This is a genomic window from Acinetobacter sp. CIP 101934 (assembly GCF_000369585.1).
Taxonomy (GTDB): domain Bacteria; phylum Pseudomonadota; class Gammaproteobacteria; order Pseudomonadales; family Moraxellaceae; genus Acinetobacter; species Acinetobacter schindleri.
This window is the reverse complement of record NZ_KB850094.1, coordinates 729,726-754,229: the sequence shown is the minus strand read 5'-3', so window position 1 is coordinate 754,229 and position 24,504 is coordinate 729,726. Positions and strand designations below refer to the sequence as shown.

Annotated in this window: 24 protein-coding genes and 1 pseudogene; 9 read left to right on the top strand and 16 right to left on the bottom strand. The window is 41.7% G+C overall.

What is annotated here, in order from left to right; all coding sequences use genetic code 11:
* Positions 1–38: 38 nt before the first annotated feature.
* Entirely contained in the window at positions 39–1,061 is a 1,023-nt protein-coding gene (locus tag F899_RS04035) for a hypothetical protein (protein ID WP_004889886.1), read from the top strand.
* Here F899_RS04035 and F899_RS04030 read toward each other — a convergent pair.
* The 3 genes from F899_RS04030 to rpmI all read right to left on the bottom strand — a co-directional run bounded on the left by F899_RS04030 (position 1,058) and on the right by rpmI (position 2,279).
* Positions 1,058–1,636 (bottom strand): AAA family ATPase, encoded by a 579-nt coding sequence (locus F899_RS04030; RefSeq protein WP_004889890.1) that lies wholly within the window; start codon positions 1,634–1,636, stop codon positions 1,058–1,060. The genes F899_RS04035 and F899_RS04030 overlap by 4 nt on opposite strands.
* 77 nt (positions 1,637–1,713) lie before the next feature.
* Positions 1,714–2,073, bottom strand: coding sequence for a 50S ribosomal protein L20 (gene rplT / locus F899_RS04025; RefSeq protein WP_004647525.1), 360 nt, complete (start codon positions 2,071–2,073; stop codon positions 1,714–1,716).
* Between the two features lie 11 nt (positions 2,074–2,084).
* A complete protein-coding gene (rpmI, locus tag F899_RS04020; RefSeq protein WP_004278281.1) occupies positions 2,085–2,279 on the bottom strand; it encodes a 50S ribosomal protein L35 in 195 nt (64 codons plus the stop codon).
* A gap of 412 nt (positions 2,280–2,691) precedes the next feature.
* On the opposite strand from rpmI, the gene F899_RS04015 reads away from it, so the two are divergent.
* Positions 2,692–3,432, top strand: a complete 741-nt coding sequence (locus tag F899_RS04015) for a TonB family protein (protein WP_004889893.1) — start codon at positions 2,692–2,694, stop codon at positions 3,430–3,432.
* 26 nt (positions 3,433–3,458) lie between these two features.
* On the opposite strand, the gene F899_RS04010 is transcribed toward F899_RS04015, so the two are convergent.
* From F899_RS04010 to F899_RS04000, 3 genes are all read right to left on the bottom strand, one after another.
* Positions 3,459–3,881 carry a YqaA family protein gene (locus F899_RS04010; protein WP_004889899.1) on the bottom strand — a complete coding sequence of 141 codons (423 nt, stop codon included), beginning with the start codon at positions 3,879–3,881 and terminating at the stop codon, positions 3,459–3,461.
* 17 nt (positions 3,882–3,898) lie between these two features.
* Positions 3,899–4,189, bottom strand: a complete 291-nt coding sequence (locus tag F899_RS04005) for a hypothetical protein (protein ID WP_004889900.1) — start codon at positions 4,187–4,189, stop codon at positions 3,899–3,901.
* A 75-nt stretch (positions 4,190–4,264) separates the two neighbouring features.
* On the bottom strand, positions 4,265–4,885 hold the full coding sequence (locus F899_RS04000; protein ID WP_004889903.1) for a glutathione S-transferase family protein: 621 nt from the start codon (positions 4,883–4,885) through the stop codon (positions 4,265–4,267).
* Between the two features lie 281 nt (positions 4,886–5,166).
* Between F899_RS04000 and F899_RS03995 the strand changes: the two genes are divergently transcribed.
* Positions 5,167–5,640, top strand: a complete 474-nt coding sequence (locus F899_RS03995; RefSeq protein WP_004889904.1) for an Hsp20 family protein — start codon at positions 5,167–5,169, stop codon at positions 5,638–5,640.
* Between the two features lie 47 nt (positions 5,641–5,687).
* Here F899_RS03995 and F899_RS03990 read toward each other — a convergent pair whose 3' ends face one another.
* Both F899_RS03990 and F899_RS03985 read right to left on the bottom strand, forming a co-directional pair.
* A complete protein-coding gene (locus F899_RS03990) occupies positions 5,688–5,915 on the bottom strand; it encodes an HAD family hydrolase (protein ID WP_081400747.1) in 228 nt (75 codons plus the stop codon).
* 32 nt (positions 5,916–5,947) lie between these two features.
* Entirely contained in the window at positions 5,948–7,009 is a 1,062-nt protein-coding gene (locus tag F899_RS03985) for an RNA-guided endonuclease InsQ/TnpB family protein (protein WP_034429534.1), read from the bottom strand.
* A gap of 20 nt (positions 7,010–7,029) precedes the next feature.
* Here F899_RS03985 and tnpA point away from each other — a divergent pair, with 20 nt between their 5' ends.
* Positions 7,030–7,443 carry an IS200/IS605 family transposase gene (gene tnpA, locus F899_RS03980; protein WP_004889908.1) on the top strand — a complete coding sequence of 138 codons (414 nt, stop codon included), beginning with the start codon at positions 7,030–7,032 and terminating at the stop codon, positions 7,441–7,443.
* A 17-nt stretch (positions 7,444–7,460) separates the two neighbouring features.
* On the opposite strand, the gene F899_RS03975 is transcribed toward tnpA, so the two are convergent.
* From F899_RS03975 to F899_RS03955, 5 genes and pseudogenes are all read right to left on the bottom strand, one after another.
* Entirely contained in the window at positions 7,461–7,931 is a 471-nt protein-coding gene (locus tag F899_RS03975) for an HAD hydrolase-like protein (RefSeq protein ID WP_004889909.1), read from the bottom strand.
* A gap of 243 nt (positions 7,932–8,174) precedes the next feature.
* Complete coding sequence (gene infC, locus F899_RS03970; RefSeq protein ID WP_004889910.1) at positions 8,175–8,672, bottom strand: translation initiation factor IF-3; 498 nt, start codon at positions 8,670–8,672, stop codon at positions 8,175–8,177.
* 59 nt (positions 8,673–8,731) lie between these two features.
* Positions 8,732–10,654: a threonine--tRNA ligase gene (thrS, locus tag F899_RS03965; protein WP_004813026.1), complete on the bottom strand. Its 1,923-nt coding sequence runs from the start codon at positions 10,652–10,654 to the stop codon at positions 8,732–8,734.
* A 237-nt stretch (positions 10,655–10,891) separates the two neighbouring features.
* Positions 10,892–12,049, bottom strand: a pseudogene (locus F899_RS03960) (alanine racemase).
* Between the two features lie 22 nt (positions 12,050–12,071).
* On the bottom strand, positions 12,072–13,352 hold the full coding sequence (locus tag F899_RS03955) for a D-arabinono-1,4-lactone oxidase (protein ID WP_004889919.1): 1,281 nt from the start codon (positions 13,350–13,352) through the stop codon (positions 12,072–12,074).
* A 481-nt stretch (positions 13,353–13,833) separates the two neighbouring features.
* Between F899_RS03955 and F899_RS03950 the strand changes: the two genes are divergently transcribed.
* Positions 13,834–15,474 carry an acyl-CoA synthetase gene (locus F899_RS03950; protein WP_004889922.1) on the top strand — a complete coding sequence of 547 codons (1,641 nt, stop codon included), beginning with the start codon at positions 13,834–13,836 and terminating at the stop codon, positions 15,472–15,474.
* Between the two features lie 56 nt (positions 15,475–15,530).
* On the opposite strand, the gene F899_RS03945 is transcribed toward F899_RS03950, so the two are convergent.
* Entirely contained in the window at positions 15,531–16,994 is a 1,464-nt protein-coding gene (locus F899_RS03945) for a phospholipase D-like domain-containing protein (protein ID WP_005221006.1), read from the bottom strand.
* Between the two features lie 106 nt (positions 16,995–17,100).
* The gene (gene znuD, locus F899_RS03940; RefSeq protein WP_005221004.1) at positions 17,101–19,230 is read right to left on the bottom strand and encodes a zinc piracy TonB-dependent receptor ZnuD; all 2,130 of its coding nucleotides are present in this window, start codon (positions 19,228–19,230) and stop codon (positions 17,101–17,103) included.
* A gap of 140 nt (positions 19,231–19,370) precedes the next feature.
* On the opposite strand from znuD, the gene F899_RS03935 reads away from it, so the two are divergent.
* The 4 genes from F899_RS03935 (at position 19,371) to F899_RS03920 (ending at position 23,555) form a co-directional block, all read left to right on the top strand.
* Complete coding sequence (locus F899_RS03935) at positions 19,371–20,135, top strand: DUF4184 family protein (protein ID WP_005221003.1); 765 nt, start codon at positions 19,371–19,373, stop codon at positions 20,133–20,135.
* A 162-nt stretch (positions 20,136–20,297) separates the two neighbouring features.
* The gene (gene aspS / locus F899_RS03930) at positions 20,298–22,082 is read left to right on the top strand and encodes an aspartate--tRNA ligase (RefSeq protein ID WP_004889934.1); all 1,785 of its coding nucleotides are present in this window, start codon (positions 20,298–20,300) and stop codon (positions 22,080–22,082) included.
* 269 nt (positions 22,083–22,351) lie between these two features.
* Positions 22,352–23,218 carry a lysophospholipid acyltransferase family protein gene (locus F899_RS03925; RefSeq protein WP_005221002.1) on the top strand — a complete coding sequence of 289 codons (867 nt, stop codon included), beginning with the start codon at positions 22,352–22,354 and terminating at the stop codon, positions 23,216–23,218.
* A 118-nt stretch (positions 23,219–23,336) separates the two neighbouring features.
* Complete coding sequence (locus F899_RS03920) at positions 23,337–23,555, top strand: hypothetical protein (protein ID WP_004813045.1); 219 nt, start codon at positions 23,337–23,339, stop codon at positions 23,553–23,555.
* Between the two features lie 23 nt (positions 23,556–23,578).
* On the opposite strand, the gene F899_RS03915 is transcribed toward F899_RS03920, so the two are convergent.
* On the bottom strand, positions 23,579–24,499 hold the full coding sequence (locus tag F899_RS03915) for a hypothetical protein (RefSeq protein ID WP_004813047.1): 921 nt from the start codon (positions 24,497–24,499) through the stop codon (positions 23,579–23,581).
* Positions 24,500–24,504: the final 5 nt, after the last annotated feature.

The following is a 24,504-nucleotide window of genomic DNA, read 5'->3' as shown; positions in this document are numbered from 1 at the left end:
GTATAAAATAAACATGATATCAATTAGATCAAATCATTATGGCAATCGATCAAATTTGGAAACAGCAACTTACTTTAGTAACTTATGGAAATGAGTACCTGTCTCAGGACTTAAGTTTCAATCGCTGGCTTCAGCATTCCATCTTTAATCAGCATCAATTTGCCTTTCGTGATCTGATTTCACAGCATCTTTTAGCGCAGCATTTTCAGGTATGGCTGGAAGGTTTGAAAAAACAGGGCGTACAACGTCTGAGTCTGCACCGCTCTACCCTGCTTGAAGATGAACAGAATCCCAATGTAAATGTAGAACTGCTGCCATTTGAATATTTCATTGTCAGCCATGAAGCCCAGAAAAAAAATGCCTGGATTATTGGTAAGGAATTACCCGAATGGTATACGGCAGATAATGACTATGAAGCGCCTGCTATGCAGCGATCCTCTCTACGTCATGAAACTTTCTGGCAATATGAACTCAACAGCAAACTGGCCAAACGTGTACTTGCAGACCTGGAACAACCAAACTGGGATGATATTCAGGCCTTTATGGATCATGAATTATTTGATACCAGATTTACGCAAGGTCTTGTTCAACCTGCTCAGCTTGGACAACCATATTATGGTGTGTCTTCTACTGCAGATACCAGCACTACTTATCGACTGGCGTTATTACCAACCGATTATGCAGCTGACTTTGCCCATGACATGCTGTACCGTCTGGATGCGCTGGAAGAACTGATTGAAGCTAAAATCCAGCATCCTTATCATGAAAATGGTGAAGTGCTAACACCAGATCAACAGCTTGATCTACGTCATTTTTCGCAAAAAATTGATGATCTGAAAGCAAAGTTTATTGTTAAAATCGCGAATCACTACAAGACTGCAAAACTGAGTCCGAAAATCAGCGCTGATCCATTTGCAGGAATGACTACCGACGAGCATGTGACCAAACCCTCTAAAGCACACAAACCTCATGATGCTGCCAAATCCAATTCAGGCAATGTGATTACCCTGATTATTATTACGGTAATTATCTGTTTGATTGGTTATTATTTTGGACTTTAATGCTGTGCCAGAAAAGCGTCAATTTCTCGGGGCGATCTTAATCTGATCCAGTGGATATGCTGATATTCAGGCGCATGCATCAACTTTAAATAATGCTGACGATTTTTCTGGTGGGTTTTAATCATCCACCAGATGATGGAATCACGACTCAACATCTGGCTGAAACTTTCTGTATTATTCGAGTTTGGCCAAAGCGGTTGTTTGCTAATTGCCCGCTGTATGGCTCTTTTTATGGAACGATATAGATTGAGATGGAACGGTAAATCAATCCAGATCACACTGTCGATCTCAGCCCATTTGACGGGAATACTGCGAGTATAATTACCATCAATCACATAGCCATCTTTGGCCTGATCGATGGCTGCTTGAATTTTATCAAAGAACTCTCGATCCACAGTTTCCTGCCAGTTATCCAGCCAGAATAAATTATCCAGCTCGATATAACTGAAGCCTAATTTTGCCGCTAAAGCACGAGCAAAAGTAGATTTTCCCGAGGCAGAGGTACCGACCACATTTATTCTACGAAAATCTCGTACTTCATCTTTCTCATTCATTAGCACTAAGTCATTTGTCATATTTTAAATAGCTTATACTTTTTCATCAGACAAAAAAAAGACCGCTAAAAGCGATCTTTTTTCTAAGTCATAAAGACTTATGCAGCCAATGCATCTTTAGCTTTAGAAGCTAGAGCTGCAAACGCAACTGCGTCATGCATAGCAATGTCAGCAAGTACGCGACGGTCGATAATCACTTGAGCTTTTTTCAAGCCAGCGATCATACGGCTGTACGACAAACCATTTTGACGAGCACCAGCGTTGATACGCGCAATCCATAGAGCACGGAATTGACGTTTCTTCTGACGACGGTCACGGTAAGCATATTGACCAGCTTTGATTACCGCCTGGAACGCTACGCGGTAAACGCGTGAACGAGCACCATAGTAACCTTTAGCGCGAGCAAGAATTTTTTTGTGACGGCGATGAGCCTGTACACCACGTTTTACACGAGCCATTTATAATCTCCTTAGATGTACGGGCACATACGACGAACTGAAGCAACGTCACTTACGTGAACCATTACACAGCCGCGCAATTGACGAATACGCTTAGCAGATTTTTTGGTCAAAATGTGGCGTTTGAACGCTTGTTTACGCTTAAAACCGTTAGCAGTCGCTTTGAAGCGTTTAGCTGCACCACGGCGAGTTTTCATCTTAGGCATAACAACCTCTTTTGAACACCTGTTCGGCACGTCTGCACCATTGCAAAGACGCCCTGCAGGTAAGGGAGCCGATATTCTAAAGCATCTTTGTTTAAAACAAAAGCAGTATTAAAAGTAAAAAGATAGATGACAGGCACTTAATCCTTTTTCCCATAAATATTGCGCGATGAAATATCAAGCTGACTAATCCAAGCTTTTTATAATCCACGAATCTTTCTCACAAAAAACTTCTGACTCCTGCAGCAATACATGTATAGCTTGGCTTCATTATGATTTTTTAATTATCACCTTCAATATTTATAAGGCAGAAAAATAAATTATTTTGAATGAGATACTTGCCAGTATTGCCAATTCAGGAAATACTGCGCTTCAAAATTGAACATCCTCTTTGCTTGATTCAAGACCGAAACTTATGAAACGTATTCTGTGTATGACCCTGTTGTTGAGCTTCCCTTTTGCAGCAAGCTATAGCGCATCAACAAAAAAAGCACCGCAATTGCCCACACAGACCATTGATGTGCAGCCAACACATTTGACGACACGCATTGAGTGGAGCAAGTTTCCCAAACCAAAATATAGCAATGAAGATTTAAAAGGTCAGGACCGTTCTGCGGTGGTACGTATCTATGCCAACGAGCAGGGGCATATCAAACAGGCTGTCATTCAGGACAGTACCGGTTACCAGCAGCTGGATCAGCTACTACTTAATGCCGTGAAATCTGCTGAAGTTAGACCACATATTGATAATAAAACAGCACTACCGATCATTGGCTATCAGGTGTTTAACCTGAAACTGATTGACCAGGATCAGGAATTTTGCGAATACAGTTTCAACTCTAAAAATTGGCAAGCACAACAGGAGCAGCAAAAAACTAAATTCCAGTATCTAAACCAACCTGAGCTAAACGTTGATACAGATTTACTGAATGAAAACGACCGAACAGTAGAGTTTCAGATCAAAGCCAATCGCAAAGGCGAGATTAAAAAGGTCAAGATCAGAAAAGGCTCAGGCATTTATCAACTCGATCAGCAAGTAGCAAATGCATTGAAAGATACCCAGATCATTACTAAACGCCGCGCAAGTACCCTATGGTTGTATAAACCATCCAGCTTTAAGGATGAAATTCAGTTTAAACTGAATGAATGCAAATAAACCAAAAGAGGCTTCAAACCTCTTTTTTAAATCATGCTATAAGCCATGTAAATAAACAGATAACGTCCGATTTTCGCAATACTCACGATCAGTAAGAATCGAGCAAAGTTTTCCTTAAGCAATCCTGCAATTAAGGTAATTGGATCACCAATCATGGGCACCCAACTCAGCAACAAGGACCAATAACCGTATTTCTGGTAGCTCCTTTGTGCTTTTTGCATCTGCTGTTCAGACACTGGAAACCACTTCCGGTCTTTATACTGCTCAATTCTTAGACCTAAATACCAATTCACGCAAGAGCCGAGAATATTCCCAATACTGGCAACGGCGATCAAAGTAAATGCTGAATAGCTACTATTGACCAGTAATCCTAACAATACCGCTTCTGACTGCAAAGGCAATAAAGTTGCCGCGCCAAAGGCAGACAGAAACAGAATCAGTAATACCATCTAAGTGATCCGACTATTTAGCGTGTCAGTCTTAACTGTCTTTTAGCTTTCAGATATTCCATATTTGACCAGAAAAGAGCGAGTATGATTGCAAAGATACGAGACCATTTATATTTGGTTGCCAAGGGCAAAATTGCCTCAGCCAATATATTCTGATCCTTGGTATTCAGCTCATTAATAACCAGCTGAATATGCACAATCTCAGCCACAAACAAAGCTAAACAGGCAGCCAGACCAAAGATAATGCTCCAGTAAATTCGAGAATTAGTTTCCACAATTCGAGTGAAGTTCAGGAAAAATGCTTTCATGCTGATATCCAATAAAAAACCACCTGAATCGGTGGTTTTAATAACTTTTGTACATCTTAACATAACAATCGCAGATTAACTGACCTGAATCGCTAATGCTTTTTGCACCGCAGGACGTGCCTGCATACGCTCAATATAACGGCTTACTTCCGGATAATCCGCTAAATCAATACCTTGCCATTCATAACGAAGTAACCAGGGGAAAATCGCCATATCGGCAATTGAATATTCGCCAGCGACATAGTCCTGACCGACCAGCTGTTTGTCCAGTACACCGTACAAGCGCTTGGTCTCATTCACATAGCGCTCTGTTGCATAAGGAATCCGCTCTGGAGCAAAACGGCTAAAGTGATGGTTCTGTCCCAGCATCGGGCCTAGCCCACCCATTTGCCACATCAACCATTGTTCCACCTGAATCCGCTTAATCTCATCGGTCGGATAAAACAGTCCGGTTTTACGTCCCAAATACTGCAAGATGGCACCCGATTCAAAGATCGAAATCGACCGATGATCTGGTCCATCCTGATCGACAATAGCTGGAATTTTATTGTTCGGTGAGATTGCCAGAAAGTCTGGCTGAAACTGGTCATTTTCCAGAATATTGACTGGAAGGATCTGATAAGATAGCCCCATTTCTTCTAATGCGATTGTAATCTTATGACCGTTGGGTGTACCCCAGTAATATAAATCAATCATTCGTGCCTATACTCCATACACCTTTATTATGGTGTTCCAACAAAATAATGGATCTGGTCAAAAACAACAAGCAATGCTTAATAAAATAATTTTTAATTTAATTTCAATAAATTAATTAATTTTTAAAAAAATTTCACTTAAATTTCTTGAAAATTTTCGGTCTGAACACATATTTATTTCTGCATAAGGATGGTCTATCCATCTTTTGCCCTGTCGATGATCATCATGACAGCGGTGTTTTCTTATTTTTAAAACTTTGCTGACCTCAGGAGGTTCTAATAATGAGTAATATCAATCTTCATCCATTATTCCGCCGCAGCATTGGCTTTGATCGCCTCAATGATTTCATTGATTATGCCATGCAAAGCGATGCGCCAAATTATCCACCATACAATATCGAAAAACATGGTGAAAACCGTTACCGAATTGTCGTAGCCACCGCCGGTTTTAACCAGGAAGAATTGAGTATTTCTCTTGAAAATCGCTTGCTGACAATTTCTGGAAAACCTGAAGCTGTTCAGATTGAAGGTACTGAGTATCTACATAAAGGTATAGCCCGTCGTGCCTTCAAACTATCACTGCGTTTAGACGAACACATTGAAGTACAGCAGGCAGATTATGCTAACGGTCTACTCGTGATTGACCTGCAGCGTGTAATTCCGGAAGAAAAATTGCCAAGACAAATTCCGATTGGCAAAAAGTTATTGCTGGAAAATCCGGAAGAAGTCACTGAAAAAACCGTCAATGCGGAATAAGCATATATAAAATGTTCTAAAAAGGCCCTTCGGGGCCTTTTTTGTTTTTAAGCCAATCTGGATTGTGAAGTTAATAACAGAATTTTTAACTGCTGAACGCTATGAATCAGGTAATGTGGCTGATGGGCCACCAATACAGATTCACTATTAAAACCCCAAGTTACCGCAGCGACAGCAATTCTATTCCGATGAGCTGATTCTATATCAATGATCTGGTCACCAATATAGATGACCTGTTCTGGATGCAATTTGGATTGCTGCACAATTTTTCTAATCTGTTTGGCTTTGCTTTGACATCCTCACCCACCTAAAGGAGGGTGATTCCTACTGCTAGACGCTCATGCCCGAGCGCAAGAATGTTTAGAGCTGAGTTTTTATCTCTATCGTGAGCTGTACCGCAACTCACGCACTCCCATTCTCTTATTCCAAGACCCGTCCTACCTTTCGGACTACTTGAGGTGATCTCACCACAGCACGAACAGATTTGGGTGGTATAGGCTTCATTGACTTCCTCAAACAATGCCCCTGCGTTCTCGCATTTATACTTGAGCAATGTTTTTAGTGCCGAAAACCCTGTATCTAAAACAGACTTTGCCATTTTAGTTTTGACTAGTTTCCTGGCACTTAAGTCACCCACAACAATTAGTGCATTGTTTTTTACAAGCATGGTGCTTGCTTTGTGCAAATGATCTTTACGACAATTTGCAATCTTAGCGTGTAATGCACGAACACGCTTTTTATTCCTTGATCGTTGAGCAATCCCTAATTTCTGCTCGTACTTCCGATAGAATTTAGGGTTTGTGATCACTGTGCCATCAGAGCAGGTGGCAATATCTTTTAAACCTAAATCAATGCCTATGGCTTTGGTTGCTATTGGTTTTTCTTGTTTAGATGATTCAACCACGAGGCACACATACCAGCGCCCACGACTATCTTCAACAAATGAGCCAGTTTTAACCTTGTATTTGCCTATACCATAACTGTCCCATAAGTTGAATTTAGTTTTCCCGTACTCAACCCAGCCATCGGCATACTTGAATCCTGATTTTTTAAATGGTATCCAACCCAAAGATCGTCTTGCTGATTTTTTGTTGCTTACACGCCATTTCAGCTTTGCTTTTTTAAATTGCTTTCTTCGGGTAATAAGTTCTTCTGTAATGGCTTGAACAGTTTGACTATGCAGGTTGCATTCCTTAGAAGTACCTTTGGTGTATTCTGCAATATCGTATGCCGATAGAAATTCACCCTTACGCTTGAGATGTTTAAATCCTAAATCATTCACATAATTCCAAACAAAATTCACCTCAGATGCCAATTGGTCTAGCACCTTGCAATGTTTGTTTCTTATACGTAATTTAAGTGTTTTCATCATTAGAATATATTTAGTCTATGAACAATAGTCAAGAAATTAGAACAGGCCGTCACTGTGTCTTTAATATGCACATTCACTTGGTATTTGTAGCGAAATATCGTAGAGATGTTTTCACCAATGCCATGCTTGAAACGATGCGTGAAGTATTTGAACGTGTCTGCTTAGACTTTGAAGCTGAATTGATAGAATTTGACGGTGAACATGATCATGTACATTTGCTCGTCAATTATCCACCTAAAGTCGCCATTTCTAGTTTAGTGAATAGCTTAAAAGGTGCGTCTAGTCGCATTCTACGCACTAAGCATCCTGAAATTAAGAGCAAATTATGGGGCAATGCCCTGTGGTCCCCAAGTTACTTCGCTGCGTCATGCGGAGGTGCGCCAATCGGAATTATTAAACACTATATTCAGCAACAGCAAACACCGCATTAATGGCTTACGCCAGTCGCTTATATCCTCGGGCTGAACCCCGAAGTTTTACGCTCCAACGAATAAATTGAAGCATTGCTTTCGACCCACTCAAATAGCTGAAACAGTTCCGCACCTAGATACTTTCGGCAATTATTCGGAGTATTGGAGGTGACAATTGCCATGCGAACGCCCTGCTGTTTGAGATGGCGAAGCAAATCCGCAATACCTTCAAACAATTCTGGCATTTTGCCACTACGACGCATCTCCCGTTTACAGTCATACATTAAGCGAAAGGTCTGAAATATTGACAGATTGAGTGCCTGACGGATCTGTCGTGGTGGTAAAGCTCTTAAATGCTCGACCTGATCTTTATGCATCAATGCATAGCGATATTTACCGGCAAAGCAATTCAGCAACTCGATAAACTGTTCAAAGGAATCAACCAGAGTACCATCTATATCAAAAATGACCAGCTGATAGGGTACAACGCGATTATTTAAAAAAGCCATAAGCCAGTCATCCAGCAATTTATGCCAAGTTTAAAAAATATATCTTTTCTCTACTCATATTCACTCATATTTGTAATGTTTATCACTGTAATCCTGATCAAAATTATTTCGGCACAAATAATGTGCGGCATAGTTGAGTTATTTTTTAGGCTTTAAACTGATAGCAGAAACTAGACTGTCTATTTTATGGCTATAAAATAAAAAAGCCCTGCAAGTGCAGGGCTTTTTTCGCTCAATGAGTGCTTACTTTTTCTTTTTAGGACCAAGCAGCATACCCATTTGACGGCCTTCCATTTTTGGAGACTGTTCAACTACACCAATTTCCGCTACATCAGCTTCAATTTTTTGTAATTGAGCCAGACCCAACTGTTGGTGAGCCATCTCACGACCACGGAAACGAAGCGTGATTTTTACCTTGTTGCCTTCTTCAAGGAACTTGATAATTGCACGCAGTTTTACGTTGTAATCACCTACATCAGTACCAGGGCGTAGCTTGATTTCTTTCACCTGTACTTGATGTTGTTTTTTCTTCGCTTCTTTCTGCTTTTGTTTAAGATCAAACAAATGCTTGTTAAAGTCCATGATTTTACAAACAGGTGGCTCAGCATTTGCTACGATCTCTACAAGATCAAGCTCTACGCTTTCTGCTGCACGTAAAGCTTCAGTTAAGCTTACTATACCTTTTTGCTCACCATTTTCGTCTACAAGACGGACTTCTTTCGCACGAATTTCATCATTCAACGCAGGACGGTTTGATTTGTTACCGCCCTGTTGATTACGGTCAGGCTGTTTAATCGCTGTTACTCCACAATGTACCGGCCGCGTTCGGCAACGGCTGTTTTTACCAGATCAACGAAAGCATCGATTGACATGGTACCCAAATTTGTTCCTGAGCGTGTACGGACATTTACCGTACCTTCCTCTACTTCACGGTCCCCAAGTACCAGTAAGTAAGGAATACGCTCTAAAGTACGTTCACGAATCTTAAAGCCGATTTTCTCATTTCTCAAGTCGGAAATCGCGCGGATACCGCTTTCTTTAAGTTTTGCGACGACTGACTCACAAGCCTCGGCTTGAGAATCGGTAATATTCATGACACACGCCTGAATTGGTGATAACCAAGGTGGCATAAAGCCTGCGTAGTGTTCAATAAGTATACCAATAAAACGCTCGAAACTGCCAAGAATTGCACGATGTAACATTACTGGCTGATCACGGTCGTTGTCTTCGGTCACGTAAGATGCATCTAGACGTTCTGGAAGGTTGAAGTCACATTGAATCGTACCGCATTGCCATACACGGCCCAAGCAGTCTTTCAATGAGAATTCGATCTTCGGACCGTAGAACGCACCCTCACCTGGCTGCAATTCCCACTCCAGACCAGCAGCATCTAAAGCATCTGCCAAAGATTTTTCTGCCATATCCCAAAGTGTATCATCACCAACACGTTTTTCAGGACGAGTTGACAACTTCATTTGTACTTCTTCGAAGCCAAAATCTTTGTATACATCGAGTGTCAATTTGATAAAGTCTGCAACTTCAGTACCGATTTGCTCTTTGGTACAGAAAATATGTGCATCATCTTGGGTAAAGCCGCGAACACGCATAATCCCATGTAAAGAACCTGATGGTTCGTTACGGTGACATGACCCGAATTCTGCCAGACGTACCGGAAGATCACGGTATGACTTTAAGCCTTGGTTGAACACTTGTACGTGACAAGGACAGTTCATTGGCTTCACCGCATAGTTACGATTTTCAGAATGCGTCGTAAACATGTTGTCTGCATAGTTGGCAGCATGGCCTGATTTTTCCCATAACGTGAAATCAACCACCTGTGGTGTGCGGATTTCTTCGTAGCCATTGTCCTGCTGAACTTTACGCATGTACTGTTCAAGAACCTGGTAAATGGTCCAGCCATTCGGATGCCAGAACACCATACCCGGTGCTTCTTCCTGCATATGGAACAAGTCTAGCGCTTTACCGATTTTACGGTGATCACGTTTTTCTGCTTCTTCGATACGTTTTACATAAGCAGCAAGCTGTTTTTTGTCCGCCCACGCTGTACCGTAAATACGTTGTAACTGTTCATTTTTCGCATCACCGCGCCAGTAAGCACCCGAGATTTTAGTCAGCTTAAACGATTTTAAGAATTTAGTATTTGGAACGTGCGGACCACGGCACATATCCAAATAGTCTTGATGGTAATACAAGCCCATTTGTGTTTCTTCAGGCATGTCTTCGATCAGACGGAGTTTGTATTCTTCGCCACGCGCAGTGAATTCTTTGATCACTTCATCACGTGGTGTCATTTTTTTGATGACATCGTAGTCTTGATCGATGAGCTTTTTCATACGCTCTTCAATCGCTGCCATATCGTCTAGAGTAAATGGACGTGGCATCCAGATGTCATAGTAGAAACCTTCTTCAATGACTGGACCAATTACCATTTTTGCTTCTGGGAACAATTGCTTAACAGCATGACCCACTAGGTGTGCGCAAGAGTGACGAATGATATGAACACCATCTTCGTCTTTCGGCGTAATAATCTGTAAGGTTGCGTCTTCAGTAATAAGATCACAAGCGTCTACTAAACGATCGTTCACACGACCTGCAACAGTATTTTTTGCTAGACCAGGACCGATGCTTTGAGCAACTTCCATCACAGATACGGCTTGATCAAACTGTTTTTGATCGCCATTTGGCAAAGTGATAATTGGCATATGAAATCCTTAAGGAGTGATGCCCCGTACAATGGAGCATGTCACCGCGAGATTATGATCGAGGAGAACCTCAAAAGATAAAAACGGTGGATAAATAAAAATCGCCTAGAATTTTACACGTCTCGGGCCATTTAATAAACCGTTAATCCTTTTTTCTCGGCTGAAAACATGCTTTGCTGCCAATCCCTTGCAGGATATTCAGAATGACTTGGGAGATAGCCACCATGATCCATCCTGTTATTCCCTAAAATTCTCCCACTTTTGATATTGTCCCTGCTCATAAGCATACAGCGAAGCAAATTGTGGCAGAATCGATTCACTTTGGGCGGGCCGGAAAAATACATAATCATCGACCTGAATCCGGCAACTAGATGGAATCTGCAACAATTCCTGATTACTACTGCGTCCATACAGTAAATGTGGCTTCGCACCTGGCGGATAGATACATTTCCCGCGCCAGTAACCACCATAAATACATACCGCCCGTTGCCGCGGTTGAAACCGCTTTAATCGCTCTAATCCAGGTAACTGAATTTGGTCCAGCACTTTCAATACTGGTGCAGCAATCCATAAAGCCGGTTGCATGGGCTCTAGGCCTTCCAGATCAAAATCAGTTGGCTTGAGCAACATTGAACCGAAGGATACATCATTACAGACCGTCTGGATAAAGTGGTGATGCAAGGTACCACTTCCCGCTCCATTCAGACAAAGAGCAGACAGATCCAGCTCAGGCAGCATCTGGCACATGACATTCATGAAGTTCATATAACACTGTTGAGATTTCTGATAGCTCTGGATGGGAGGAAATAATGCACTAGGCAACTTAGAAACATGAGCATCGTAACCCATCAGACCACTTAAACTCAGATATTCCGAATGGCTTTTGATAATCGCCAGGCAGTGCATAAACTGCTCTAGATCTGACAACCCACCACGATGAAGGCCAATATCAATTTCCAGATTGATCCGCAGCTGTAGATTCCGCTCCTTGGCATATGTCAGATAATTTTTCAGACGCTCAGCTGAATCAATCAGTCACTGCACTTTCGGCAGATGCTCAGCCTGATCTTCGGTAAAGCTTTTCAGGCATTGCAAAGGCACTGGCTTGCCCATCAGAATATCTGCCTGCGTATAGGCTTGCAGGATATGGACCGCATGCGGAAGATGGAACACCATAAAAGACTGGGTATTAAAGGCTTTAGCAATTCGTTTTAGCAATATTGAATTGGCTAATGATTTCACCACCAGACGCGGTTTCAGATGGGTCGGCATCTTATGTTGTAACCAGTCAATATTCTGTTCCAGCTTAGACAAATCCAGAATCAATTGAGGTTGTCCATTTCCTTGCTCATGCAGAGTTTTCTGGAGTTCCTGAAAGTAGTCAAGATATAGCATACTGTATTCCTCCTCAGCTCATTCAAGATGGAATGAACAGGCGCTCCAGATAAGGATTGAGCCATTTATCCTGTGGATCAAGGGATTTTCGTAACTGCATAAACTCATCCCATTTCGGATAGAGTTCACAAAGCTGTCGGGCTTCCAGCGAATGCAGCTTGCCCCAGTGCGGGCGTCCTCCGTATTTTCTGAAAATCGGTTCTACCAGATCAAAAATCACCTGATAATCCTGTTTGTAAAATTGATGTACGGAGATCGAAACTGAATCTTGTTGATAAAATGGACTTAGCCAGATATCGTCCCCACGTACATAACGAAATTCAATTGGAAAAAATACCGGCGCTTTCTGTTGCTGTAGTATTTCCATAACCTCCTCAAAACAGGCCAGTCCCTGTTTCACCGGCAGCTGATATTCCATTTCATTAAAACGGGTATTACGTACACTAGGAAAAATACGGCTGGACCAGTCCACTGCTTTCGATGGCCGGATCGCTATATTTAACAGACGCTGTAACCAGGGATTCAGTCCTGGCCAAATTCGATTCAGCTCACAGCACATGTTCAACATGAAGTCCTCATCCAGCCAACCATCCGGTCTTGCCTGTGCTTCTTCCTGGGTTTCATCCAGACTTTTTAGAATGACATTATCGCTATGGGTAAAGGCCCAGAACTCTATATGCCGGTGCTGATGCTTCCATTTATCGATGCTTGCATATAGATCGGTGAGTGAGCAAAGTCGAATCTGCTCCTGCAACCTGTACATGGGCCGGTTTTGTAGCTGGATACGGGTCATAATGCCCAGACTGCCACATGCCACCCGTCCTGCAGCAAAGATATCTGCATTCTGCTCAGAGTTACAGCATAGCAAGTGACCGTCCGCAGTCAGCAATTCAAATTCAGAAACCAGAGCAGAAAGACAAGGTAACTCCACCCCGGTTCCATGCGTACCTGTAGCAATGGCACCTGCCAGACTTTGCCGGTCGATATCCCCTTGGTTTGCCAATGCCTGATCAATGGTGGCCAGCTTCTCACCCACATCATACAAACGGGTCCCGGCCCAAAAGGTACTGCGACACTGTTCTCGATCATAGTCACACATCCCTTTAAGCTGATCTAGGCAAACCAGCACGTCGCTGGTTTTTGCCAAGGCACTAAAGGAATGGCTTGCACCCACAACACGTAATTTTGGATAGACACGCACAAGCCCCTGCAGCATCTCAATGCTGTAAGGATGAAAAATACTGGGACTGGATCGCTGGGAACCTGACCAGTTGGCCCACATCTCTGCACGTGCTATCTCCATAGCGGCTTCCTTTTACCCGGTTTTAAGTCAATAAAACCCGGACATAATTGCTCTTATTTTTGTTGTTATGAATATCTTTTTATTTAGAAATCATCATGCAGTCATTTAGAGAAACAAGTCAATTTTAAAGTCTATGTAAATTTGTAAAACTCGTTTTTTTATAAATACTTGCAAAATAATTTGATTTTATTAGTCACTAATCCACAAAAATAAAAGCCAGTCATTTTATCTATTTGCGCGGGTCTTTGAAGCTAAATTTCACACCGGATTCTATTTAACCCAACTTTATTCTGTTTATTATAGTGACAGACATGTAAAGTAACAGTTCATTTTATCCATCAAAGTTCAATAAAAACAAAAATATAGATATTAAAAGCTTGATCTTTCATTCACGCTCGACTAAAGCATAAATGTCACAATCACTAAAAATTGCTAGATTTAGAGTAATTAAATAATAATTATTTATTCAGGGAGTAGAACAATGGGCAGTGCATATGATGAATTACCACGCACACCAGCAAACTTTGTAGCGCTTTCACCTTTACGCTATCTAGAACGTGCGGCCTATATCTATCCCAACCAGAATGCCATTATTCATGGCCAGCGTGAAATTACCTGGCGTGACACTTATCAGCGCTGTCGTCGGTTCGCTCACCAGTTGCAACAGCTTGGTGTAGGCAAAAATGATACCGTATCTGTCCTTTTACCTAACGTCCCAGCCATGATTGAGGCGCACTTTGCTGTTCCGATGGCAGGTGCTGTACTGAATACCTTAAATACCCGTTTAGATGCCAAGACTTTGGCTTTTATGCTAGAACATGCGGAAACTAAAGTTCTACTTGTCGATCCTGAATTTACTGCTGTGGCGCAGGAAGCGCTGGCACTGATCAAGCAGGATATTTATATCATCGATGTAGCAGATGAGAACTATGAAGAAGCTGCTGATCGTATTGGCCAGATTGAATATGAAAGCTGGCTGGCTCAAGGCGATGCCAATTTTGAATGGCACTTGCCACAAGATGAATGGGACGCAATCAGCCTGAACTATACTTCAGGTACAACTGGCAACCCAAAAGGCGTGGTTTATCATCATCGCGGTGCGTATATTAATGCAGCCAGCAACATTATTGCCTGTGGCATGATGCCACGTGCAACCTATCTCTGGACCCTGCCATTATTCCACTGTAATGGCTGGTGTTTTGCCTGGACCATGGCGGCCAACGGCGGAACCAATGTCTGCTTACGCAAAGTTGATCCTGAACTGATCTTTCAGCTGATTGCCACACATAAAGTCGATTATTTCTGTGGTGCACCAATTGTCCTGTCGATGCTCATCAATACACCGGAAGAGAAAAGAACCAAATTTGATCACCGTGTAGAAGTTATGGTGGCAGGTGCTGCGCCTCCAGCAGCCATCATTGAAGGTATGCGCAATATTGGTATCAATGTAACCCACGTCTATGGTTTAACCGAGACATATGGTCCTTCTGCCCTATGTGCATCTCAAGCTGGCTGGTCCGATCTCACCATCCAGGAACAGGCCCAGTTGCACTCACGTCAAGGTGTACCATATCCATTGCAGGATGGTATGAAAGTGCTTGATCCTGAAACCATGCAGGAAGTGCCACATGATGGTAAAACGCTGGGCGAGATCATGTTCCGCGGTAACATCGTCATGAAAGGTTATCTGAAAAATCCGGAAGCTACGGCAGAAGCCTTTGCCGGTGGCTGGTTCCATACCGGTGACCTCGCTGTTTGCCAGCCAGACGGTTATGCCAAAATCACTGACCGCTCTAAAGATGTCATCATTTCTGGTGGTGAAAATATTTCTTCGCTAGAAGTAGAGGAAGTGCTGTATCAGCACCCTGCGATTCTGACTGCAGCGGTAGTCGCCAAACCAGATCCACGCTGGCAGGAAGTGCCGTGTGCCTTTATTGAACTCAAACAGGGCTTCGAAGTTACACCAGAAGAAATTATTGAATTTTGTCGTGAACATTTGGCGCGTTTCAAAGTGCCAAAAGATGTGGTGATTACTGAGATTCCAAAAACTTCGACTGGCAAGCTGCAAAAATTTGTCCTGCGTGAATGGGCCAAAGAACGCTCAACTGGTGAGTTTAGCTAATCCATTATTATTCGATAAAAAAAGGAAGTCATCTCGACTTCCTTTTGATTTCTCATCTAGAACGTCGACCAGCCACTCCATTCCATAAAACGGTATAGCCAGTATTTAAAGAACGAATCTTCTGCATATTGCGTATAGTCCACGCTCATGGCACGACCATTCAGATTTGACCATGCACCGTCAAAATATTGCTGGGCATCCTTGAACACTTCGGCCTGAGGCTGACCTAGCACACGCATATTGGTTTCCAGATTATAGTTTTTCAGATTCCGTACGGTAAAATTAGCCGAGCCTAAAATCATTTCAGCTTGCTGAGCATTGCGCTTCATCAGTATTTTACTATGACATTGCTCTCCTTGAGTACGGCACCAGCGCACATCAATATCTGCTTTATGCAGTTCCCAAGCCACTTGCCGGTTTGGAATCCCGTTTTTCTCACGGCCAAAAGCATCTTTATTTGGATCGAGTAAAACCCGGACTTTGACACCACGTTCATGTGCCGCAATCAGACTTTTAATAATTTTGCGCTCAGATAAATAAAACATCGCCAGATCAATCTGCTCATTTGCTTTGGCTGTCTGAATGAGATTCAGAATCGCATCATAAATAGCTTTTTCAGTCAGCACCTGAACTTGTGGCTGGCTGCTGTCTGCCTGAAAATCCCCGGCGACAATGGCAGGCATATTGGCTTGTGACATCATGCCGACAGATTGCTCTGTTTTCAGGATATCCACAGCGGTGCTACCCCAGACCAATAAACCAATATTGGAATGCCGCGAACTGCCATCATGCGGGTTCATGGAGGTAACCAGTGCTTTCCAGCCCTGATCGGTATCGACTACCATGGTTTTACGATGATTGGCTTTAAAGTTAAACAGCTCAAAATAACTACGCAGGGTGATTTTTTCCGGACCAAACGGATTCGGCAACCAGCCCTTGTCCGGATTATTACCAATGCCCTGACAACAGATATACCAGAAGCCCGACCAGCCTGGATTGGAAGCCCGCAATGGCGTCAGATTGGTTTCAATCACATCAACACCGTGCTGACGTAGGGCTCGATACTGCTCGGATCGAATTCCGCCATAGACCGAATTAATCGGATCGGTAATAAACTTGATTTCGACTTCAGGTTGCAACAGACGTTTACTGATTAAAGCATCCGTCAGTTGTTGACTTAATGCCTGATGTTCCTGCGTAGATGCCCCTGTTTGCTGATTAAATAAAAACATATCAAGCACGATCAGCGATTTGGCTTCTTCAATCATTTTCAGCATTTCATTAAAAATGCGATGATCTAGCTGCTGCTTGCCTTGTGCATCCAGATAAGTCTGATCAGCCAGAAATTTGACTTCGGCATGACGCAGTTTGCCTGTGTAATTCAGACCTTCAGGCAAAGGCTTATAAGTGTGGTAGATCGCTGAAGCCAGATAACCCACGGCCAGCATACTAATGATCAAAGCCGCATAACGGCGATTCGACCAGTTCAGTTTATTGTGAATTCGTTGAAAGATACGCATAAGACAAAACCTAACCCAATAGGCTCAGGCTAGGTTTAATCTTATGATTTTTCAAGTAGATTTCAGTGACATCTATTTGATTTCGTCGATTATTTCATCTAACTTATTAGAAATCATACTGTACGCCAACAGTAAAGTTACGTCCGACCTGCGGAATATTTGACAGGAAAGAGGTATGAGAATAAACCTGATCATCCAGCAGGTTATTGGCTTTGAAATACACGCGATAAGCATTTTTATCGGCAATCGTATTGGCATAGCTTAGGCCAAGATTCACCATATTGTAGCCCTGGGTTTCATCTTCATAGCTGGCGATCTTGTCCTGGTTAAAGACATGATAATACTCAGCCAGACCTGTCCAGCCATCGGCAAAGTCTGCTTCGACTTTTGTTCCTAGACGGCCTGCCGGTACACGTGGTGCATTCTCAGCTTCAATCTTGCCACGCACATAGTCACCAAAGACACTGAGCTTATACATGTCATTAACCTGATAACCAGCTTGTGCTTCTGTGCCATAGAATCTGGCTTTGTCTTGGGTATATTGCACGCCACGTAGATTACCGTTCTGCGCTACCGTTTCGCCGTAGATATAATCATCAAACCAGTTGTGATAGACATGCACATGGTAATCCAGTTTATCCCCTTCATAATGCAGACCTAATTCGAGATTATTTGAAGTTTCTTTATCAAGATCAGGATTACCGAGTTCGTAGGTATTGGTGGCAAAATGTAAGCCATCAGCATAGAGCTCCTGAGCTAAAGGTAAACGCTGTTGGTGTGAACCTACGATTGATAATTTATAGTTCGGAGCAAACTCCCAATTTGCTGCTGCTGAAGCAGATACGCCTGTTCCAGAATAATCTTTCTGTTCTGAATCTACTTTCACTTTTTGATGATCGACACGCGCACCAAGTTCAACATGCACATCGCCAAGTTGTTTATGTTCCAAAGCAAATAAGCTGTATTTTTGAGTTCTTGTGTCCGGCATTACCACACCTGAACCATGAACATGATGTTCTTCATCATCTTCATCGCCATCTTCATGATGGTCATGCTCTGAAGCGGCAAGATTAATTTTTTGCTGTGAAATCTGGGTTCCAATTACACCTTCCCAGCCTGCAACTGGCACATGCACCAATTCTAAACGACCGTCATAACCTTTGCTTTTAAAGTTACTGATCACTTCATTTTCTTCAAGTTCATCGTGTTCATAATCAGTAATGCTGGCATGTGCACGTAGTTTTTCAACACCAGCAAAAGGTTGTTCCAGTTCGGTACGTACTTCATAACGTTCAGATTTTAAGTCTACCCATGGTCCACCATGCTCTTCATGGGCTGGTGCATCTGAATCATCAGGTGTTGGACAACCATGAAAATGATCACCATGTAAGACACAGCCATGATATTCATGACTATGACCGGGCAAGCCATACTGATCCTGACGGTTACTATAAGATAGACCAACAAAACCACGATCATGAATCCATGATCCACCAATATTGACTGTTTGTCCTTCTGCAAAAGTATTGTCGACACGGCGTTCTTTATGAAAGTGGGAGTGATCTCCATGCGGCTCTTCGACCACATAATCCGGCGCAATATAATCATTGGCTTTACGTTTTGAACCTTCTACACGTAGAGCAAAGTTTTCACCAATACCTGCTGTCACACCAGCACTTGCCAGTTTTTCGTCACTACCTGAGTTATAACGCAGGCCGACTGTACCTTCCAGACCATCTTCAGGCATCTGGGTCGGAATTTTTTGATCGGTGACATTCACCAACCCACCGACTGTACCGGCACCGTAAAGTAATGTAGATGGACCGCGAATCACTTCGACCTGTTTCGCCAGAATCGGATCAACGGTGACAGCATGATCCGGAGACAAGGTCGAAACATCAGCAGTTTCTGAAGCATGCTGCAACACTTTCACACGTGGGCCATCCTGACCTCGAATCACCGGACGACTTGCACCTGTACCAAACTGATTTGAATAGACACCCAATTCATCTGCCAGTGCATCACCAATAGTCGTCGCACGCTCAGATAATGCTTTTTGATCCACCACATGATCCGCAACCGCAAAATCTGCTGCGGTTTGTATCAATGGATGGGCCTGAACCTGGATGGTTTCCAGCGTTTGTACAGCTACTGTCGCTTTTTCTTGTTGTGCGAATGCTGATGGCGTAATAACCGCAAAAATAGAGACTGTTATTAAATTCTTATGAAAAGACATGACCCAAGCTCAAAATGACTAAAATAGAATAATGTTATAATATAACATTTCATTATTTTTGCAATCGTTTACGATAACCAGTGATATATTTTATTAGAATGCTCTTTGAATATTTTTTATTACATTAAAACATTATTTTTATGCCCTTTACCTTATCGCATGCTGTGCTTGCTCCACCTATTTCACGTTTAAGCGGTAATCGGTTACCGATTGCTGCGTTGGCGATTGGCTGTATGGTGCCCGATTTACATCGACTCTTTACTTCGAGCAATTCAAATATCACGCATTTATGGTCTTCGCTGATTCATCCAGACCTCTGGATTGGGCTGGCTTTCTGTAGCATCTGGTATCTGGTTTACCGGCCAGTAATTTACCGTTTCATCGGTATTTATCATGATTTAGATATTTACAGCATCCTTTCAGCTTTAAGATTCATCTTGGCGATGTGTCTAGCACTGATCATCGGCACAGCCACTCATTTAATCTGGGATGGTCTGACCCACGTCGATTTTCGGACTTTTGCCTTCCATGAAGTTTTAGCACAACAGTTTCAGTTGTTTGGACAAAGTTATCCGCTGCACCGGATTTTACAGATTGGCACATCTTTTCTAGCCTTACCTTTTATATTGTGGATGAGTGTGCACTACTATAAAAAGCATCGCCAATATCTCGCAGTCAGCCTAAAAATCAAGTCATTTGCCTGGGGCTTATTGCTCTTTTCGATATTCACCGGCCTATTTTCTGTTTGGGATTATGCACGCTATATTCCTACAGACGTTTGGCAATCGGATCTCTACTATTTTACTGGACGATCTATTAATGAATTTAGTCAGGGCTTTCTAATCACATTCAGCCTAGGCTGTTTACTGTTTTTATTTTTAGACAGATGTCGTAGGATGGGTTAGACAAAGCGCTGGCTTTTCTTCTATTTACTTTAAAGTGATATTGTTTTTGACCCAAGTTCTTGTGACTACATGCCCAAAGAGGCATAATCCTACCTTTACGAAAAGCGGTACGCTGTTTACGTATTCGCTGACCTTAAACCATATAGTTGGATTTTTAACGCTATGATGCGAACTCATTACTGCGGTTCATTAACCGAAGCTCAAATTGACCAAACCGTAACATTATGCGGTTGGGTTCACCGTCGCCGTGACCACGGTGGTGTAATCTTCCTTGACATGCGTGACCGTGACGGTCTTGTTCAAGTGGTTATTGACCCAGATACTCCTGAAGCATTCGCAACTGCCGACAAATCACGTTCAGAATTTGTATTAAAAATTACAGGCCGCGTACGTCGTCGTTATGCAGGAACTGAAAACGCAAATATCACCAGCGGTCAAATCGAAGTTCTGGGTAAAGAAATTGAAGTTCTTGCTGCGTCAGAAACTCCGCCATTCCCATTGAATGACGAAAATACCAACATTTCTGAAGAAGTACGTTTAAAGTACCGTTTCCTGGACATCCGTCGCCCTGAAATGTTAGACCGTTTACGTTTCCGTTCTAAACTGACTAACCTGATTCGTAACTACTTCGAAGACAATGGCTTCCTAGACGTTGAAACTCCGATCTTAACTCGTGCTACGCCTGAAGGTGCACGTGACTATCTAGTACCAAGTCGTGTTTCTAACGGTAGCTTCTATGCCCTGCCACAATCACCACAGTTATTCAAACAGTTGTTGATGGTGGGTGGTATCGATCGTTACTACCAAATCGCAAAATGTTTCCGTGACGAAGACTTGCGTGCTGACCGTCAGCCTGAATTCACCCAGATCGACGTTGAAACATCGTTCATGAGTGACGATGACATCATGGATTTGATGGAAACATTAACCGTGAAGATGTTCAAAGAACTTCTAAACGTTGAATTCGACAAATTCCCACGTATGACTTATGCAGATGCCATGCGTGACTATGCATCTGATAAACCGGATATGCGTATTCCTTTGAAACTGGTTGACGTTGCAGACATGATGCAAGACGTTGAGTTCAAAGTATTCGCAGGTCCTGCTAAAGATCCTAAAGGCCGTATCGTTGCGCTTCGCGTACCGGGTGCAGGTTCATTACCACGTAGCCAGATTGATGAATACACTAAATTTGTAGGCATCTATGGCGCGAAAGGTTTGGCGTATATCAAAGTCAACGAACTTGAAAAAGGCATCGAAGGTCTTCAGTCTCCAATCGTGAAATTCATCGAGCCAATCGTGCTGGATCTATTGAAACGTGTTGGCGCTGAAAATGGCGACATCGTGTTCTTTGGTGCGGACAAAGCCAAAGTTGTTAATGATGCGATGGGTGCTTTACGTATCAAAGTCGGTCATGACATGAAACTTGCAACTTGCGAGTGGGCACCGCTTTGGGTAGTTGACTTCCCGATGTTCGAAGAAACTGATGATGGCAAATGGACTTCTGTGCATCACCCATTCACGCTGCCAAAATCAAGCGTTGAAGAAGTGAAGAACAATCCGGGTGCTGCGCTTTCAGTTGCTTATGACATGGTATTGAATGGTACTGAAATCGGCGGTGGTTCTTTACGTATTCATAACCTTGAAATGCAAAAAGCGATCTTCGAAGCACTTGGTATTGGTGAAGAAGAAGCAGAAGAGAAATTCAGCTTCTTGTTAAATGCATTACGCTATGGCGCACCTCCGCACGGTGGTCTGGCATTCGGTCTTGACCGTTTGGTAATGTTAATGACCGGTGCATCATCTATCCGTGACGTGATTGCATTCCCGAAAACCAAGACTGCTGAATGTCCATTGACACAAGCACCTGCACCAGTTGAATCAAATCAATTGCGTGATTTGGGTATTCGCTTACGTGAAAAACCAAAAGCTGAAGAAGCTAAGTAATATTTAGCGACTGATGTGATAAGCCCTGCTCTGTGCAGGGCTTTTTTATCATGATCTTAGCGATTCATTATAGTTTTAACTAGGGCTTTGAGTATAAAAAATCTTATCCTTTCAGTATGAAAATATAGATAAATTTTTTTAAACTATTTTTCACAATATTTTATATTAACCATTAAGTTGCTTTGCTATTTTTGATGAAGAGTCAGATTTTTAGGCGCTTATATAATTTTCACGATTAAACTCGCTTATTAAAGAGTCTTTTTTAAAATATGTATTTTCTACTAACTTTTTTAGCTATATTACCTTTACGCATTTTACAATTGTTCGGGTACATAATTGCTTGGTTTTTATATCAAACCAATTCATCTATTCACCGTATCACGCAGATTAATATTCAAATAGCTTATCCTAAACTAAATGATAAACAGCAAAAAAATATCATTAGAAAAAGTATTCGAAGTCAAGGTTTAAGTTATTTGGAATGTATTAAATTTTGGGGAATGTCTACTGATTATAACCTTTCACGTATCAATCAAATTCATGGCATTGAACATTTCAACCATGCTATCAATAAGAAAAAAGGTGTAATTGTCGTAGTTCCACATTTGGGAAGCTGGGAATTACTAAATGCGTGGCTTTGCTCACAAACACAACCCATGATTATGTATAAGCCGAATAGAAATAAAGACATCAATCGCTATATTTTGCAGGCTCGCCAGAAAACAAATGCAATTTTAGTCCCTGCAGATGAAACTGGTATAAGAGCTATATTTAAACATTTAAAACAAGGTGGTCTTACTGTTATTTTGCCAGATCATATTCCTAAGCCTTCGGGCGGCATCTATGCAGATTTTTTTAAACAAAACGTTCTTTCAGGAACTATTGTTCCCAAATTAGCTCAAAAAACACAATGTAATGTGGTAGGCATAAGCTGTATTCGTACCAATCGACACAGCTATTTTGATATTCACTGCAGTTCTATATCGAATAATATTATGTCTAAGGATATACAAACCAGCGTACTTTGCCTGAATCAACATATGGAACAGATGATCGCAACAGCACCGGCACAGTATATTTGGTCATATAAACGCTTTAGAAGCTGCTTTGGTAATAACAATCCTTATAAAGCTTAAATTAAATTTCATAAGCACTTGTTAGCTAACTGTTAATTCTGAAAAAATAGATTAAATTGAGATTCCGCCCTAAAAATGGCATAATCTTGTTATTCTTTTAAGATGTGGATTGTCTCCCATGGCGATGCGTCCTGCTGTCCGTAACCGTGGCATCATGCTGATTGTGTTTTCAGTCGTTCAATGGTTGTTTATGCGCTATATTCTTGCCAACAATCTATTCTCTTTAGATACTAATGACCGTATTGTTTACTTCTGTCTCAGCAGTATCATTGGTGCTTTCTTGATTTTTGTTGGTTTGATTTATATGGTTTTGAAAGGAAATGCGGATAAGGAGTAATTATCCGCCCTTTCACTCAATAATTATAAATATTTCGCTGTGAAGATGTTTTCTAACTCTTCATGTCTATCATATTGATGAACAAATAGAGGGGTTGTTCCATCTAAATTTAAAAGGATAGCGTCCTCATTTAAATTTATTTTATCAACATTCATAACACCTAATGTTGCAATTTTAGACTCTAAGGGCTGACATAAGTGCAATACAGAAAATGCACCAGAATACAATAACTTGTTATGAATACCTTGATCGTAATTCGATCTCACCATCGTATAGTAAGGCAAGCTCATAAATTCATTGATCATTACATCAAGATATTTGCTCATAGACTGATAATCGCCGAAGGTTACCCCAGCACAAGAAATCTGTTTATCAGCAATTTCTTTCAGATAGTTTTTACCATAAACATCACTAATCCACTTAATATGAAAAGAATCTTTACCTAATAGTAAACTCTTATCTTCCATTCCTAAAAAGAGCCCATCCTGATTTAGCTCGTTCAAATCACCCTGAACGATTACATCTCGTGTATCTGTAAGCACTACATGACTAAAATTATTGCGCTGCAAATAATCATAGTAATCAAAAAAACGAGAAACATGAGGCGGTGCAAGAAAATAGATAAAATCTTTCTTAAGTTTAGGTTCTGAAGAGACAATAAATTTACTTAAAAAACGAATACATTTCTTGAAGTTTTTACTAATGCTCTTGGAGCTACTGAAGGTTCCTATCTTAGAGTCCACAAACTCTAAACTAAACTTATAATTCGTTCTTTTTTTGAAAAAATCTTTATATTCAGCAACCTGAGATCCATTTAAAAATAAAGTTACGACACCTGTATAATTTGTCCGAGATATACTGTTAAGAAATAATTCAACTTTGTCGGGTGAATAACCTGTTGCTGCTCCCATAATAACAGGGCGAAATTCGGAACACTTTTCCATAAAAA

Bases quoted from the DNA above. Each gene is read 5' to 3' on its own strand.
- F899_RS03915 (WP_004813047.1), bottom strand. From the start codon at position 24,499: ATGGAAAAGTGTTCCGAATTTCGCCCTGTTATTATGGGAGCAGCAACA.
- F899_RS03920 (WP_004813045.1), top strand. From the start codon at position 23,337: ATGGCGATGCGTCCTGCTGTCCGTAACCGTGGCATCATGCTGATTGTG.
- F899_RS03975 (WP_004889909.1), bottom strand. From the start codon at position 7,931: ATGGCTTTTTTAAATAATCGCGTTGTACCCTATCAGCTGGTCATTTTT.
- F899_RS03950 (WP_004889922.1), top strand. From the start codon at position 13,834: ATGGGCAGTGCATATGATGAATTACCACGCACACCAGCAAACTTTGTA.
- F899_RS04010 (WP_004889899.1), bottom strand. From the start codon at position 3,881: ATGGTATTACTGATTCTGTTTCTGTCTGCCTTTGGCGCGGCAACTTTA.
- F899_RS04000 (WP_004889903.1), bottom strand. From the start codon at position 4,885: ATGATTGATTTATATTACTGGGGTACACCCAACGGTCATAAGATTACA.
- thrS (WP_004813026.1), bottom strand. From the start codon at position 10,654: ATGCCAATTATCACTTTGCCAAATGGCGATCAAAAACAGTTTGATCAA.
- rpmI (WP_004278281.1), bottom strand. From the start codon at position 2,279: ATGCCTAAGATGAAAACTCGCCGTGGTGCAGCTAAACGCTTCAAAGCG.
- F899_RS03995 (WP_004889904.1), top strand. From the start codon at position 5,167: ATGAGTAATATCAATCTTCATCCATTATTCCGCCGCAGCATTGGCTTT.
- F899_RS03985 (WP_034429534.1), bottom strand. From the start codon at position 7,009: ATGAAAACACTTAAATTACGTATAAGAAACAAACATTGCAAGGTGCTA.
- tnpA (WP_004889908.1), top strand. From the start codon at position 7,030: ATGAACAATAGTCAAGAAATTAGAACAGGCCGTCACTGTGTCTTTAAT.
- F899_RS04015 (WP_004889893.1), top strand. From the start codon at position 2,692: ATGAAACGTATTCTGTGTATGACCCTGTTGTTGAGCTTCCCTTTTGCA.
- F899_RS03955 (WP_004889919.1), bottom strand. From the start codon at position 13,352: ATGGAGATAGCACGTGCAGAGATGTGGGCCAACTGGTCAGGTTCCCAG.
- F899_RS03945 (WP_005221006.1), bottom strand. From the start codon at position 16,994: ATGCGTATCTTTCAACGAATTCACAATAAACTGAACTGGTCGAATCGC.
- F899_RS03925 (WP_005221002.1), top strand. From the start codon at position 22,352: ATGTATTTTCTACTAACTTTTTTAGCTATATTACCTTTACGCATTTTA.
- aspS (WP_004889934.1), top strand. From the start codon at position 20,298: ATGATGCGAACTCATTACTGCGGTTCATTAACCGAAGCTCAAATTGAC.
- F899_RS04030 (WP_004889890.1), bottom strand. From the start codon at position 1,636: ATGACAAATGACTTAGTGCTAATGAATGAGAAAGATGAAGTACGAGAT.
- F899_RS04005 (WP_004889900.1), bottom strand. From the start codon at position 4,189: ATGAAAGCATTTTTCCTGAACTTCACTCGAATTGTGGAAACTAATTCT.
- rplT (WP_004647525.1), bottom strand. From the start codon at position 2,073: ATGGCTCGTGTAAAACGTGGTGTACAGGCTCATCGCCGTCACAAAAAA.
- znuD (WP_005221004.1), bottom strand. From the start codon at position 19,230: ATGTCTTTTCATAAGAATTTAATAACAGTCTCTATTTTTGCGGTTATT.
- F899_RS03935 (WP_005221003.1), top strand. From the start codon at position 19,371: ATGCCCTTTACCTTATCGCATGCTGTGCTTGCTCCACCTATTTCACGT.
- F899_RS04035 (WP_004889886.1), top strand. From the start codon at position 39: ATGGCAATCGATCAAATTTGGAAACAGCAACTTACTTTAGTAACTTAT.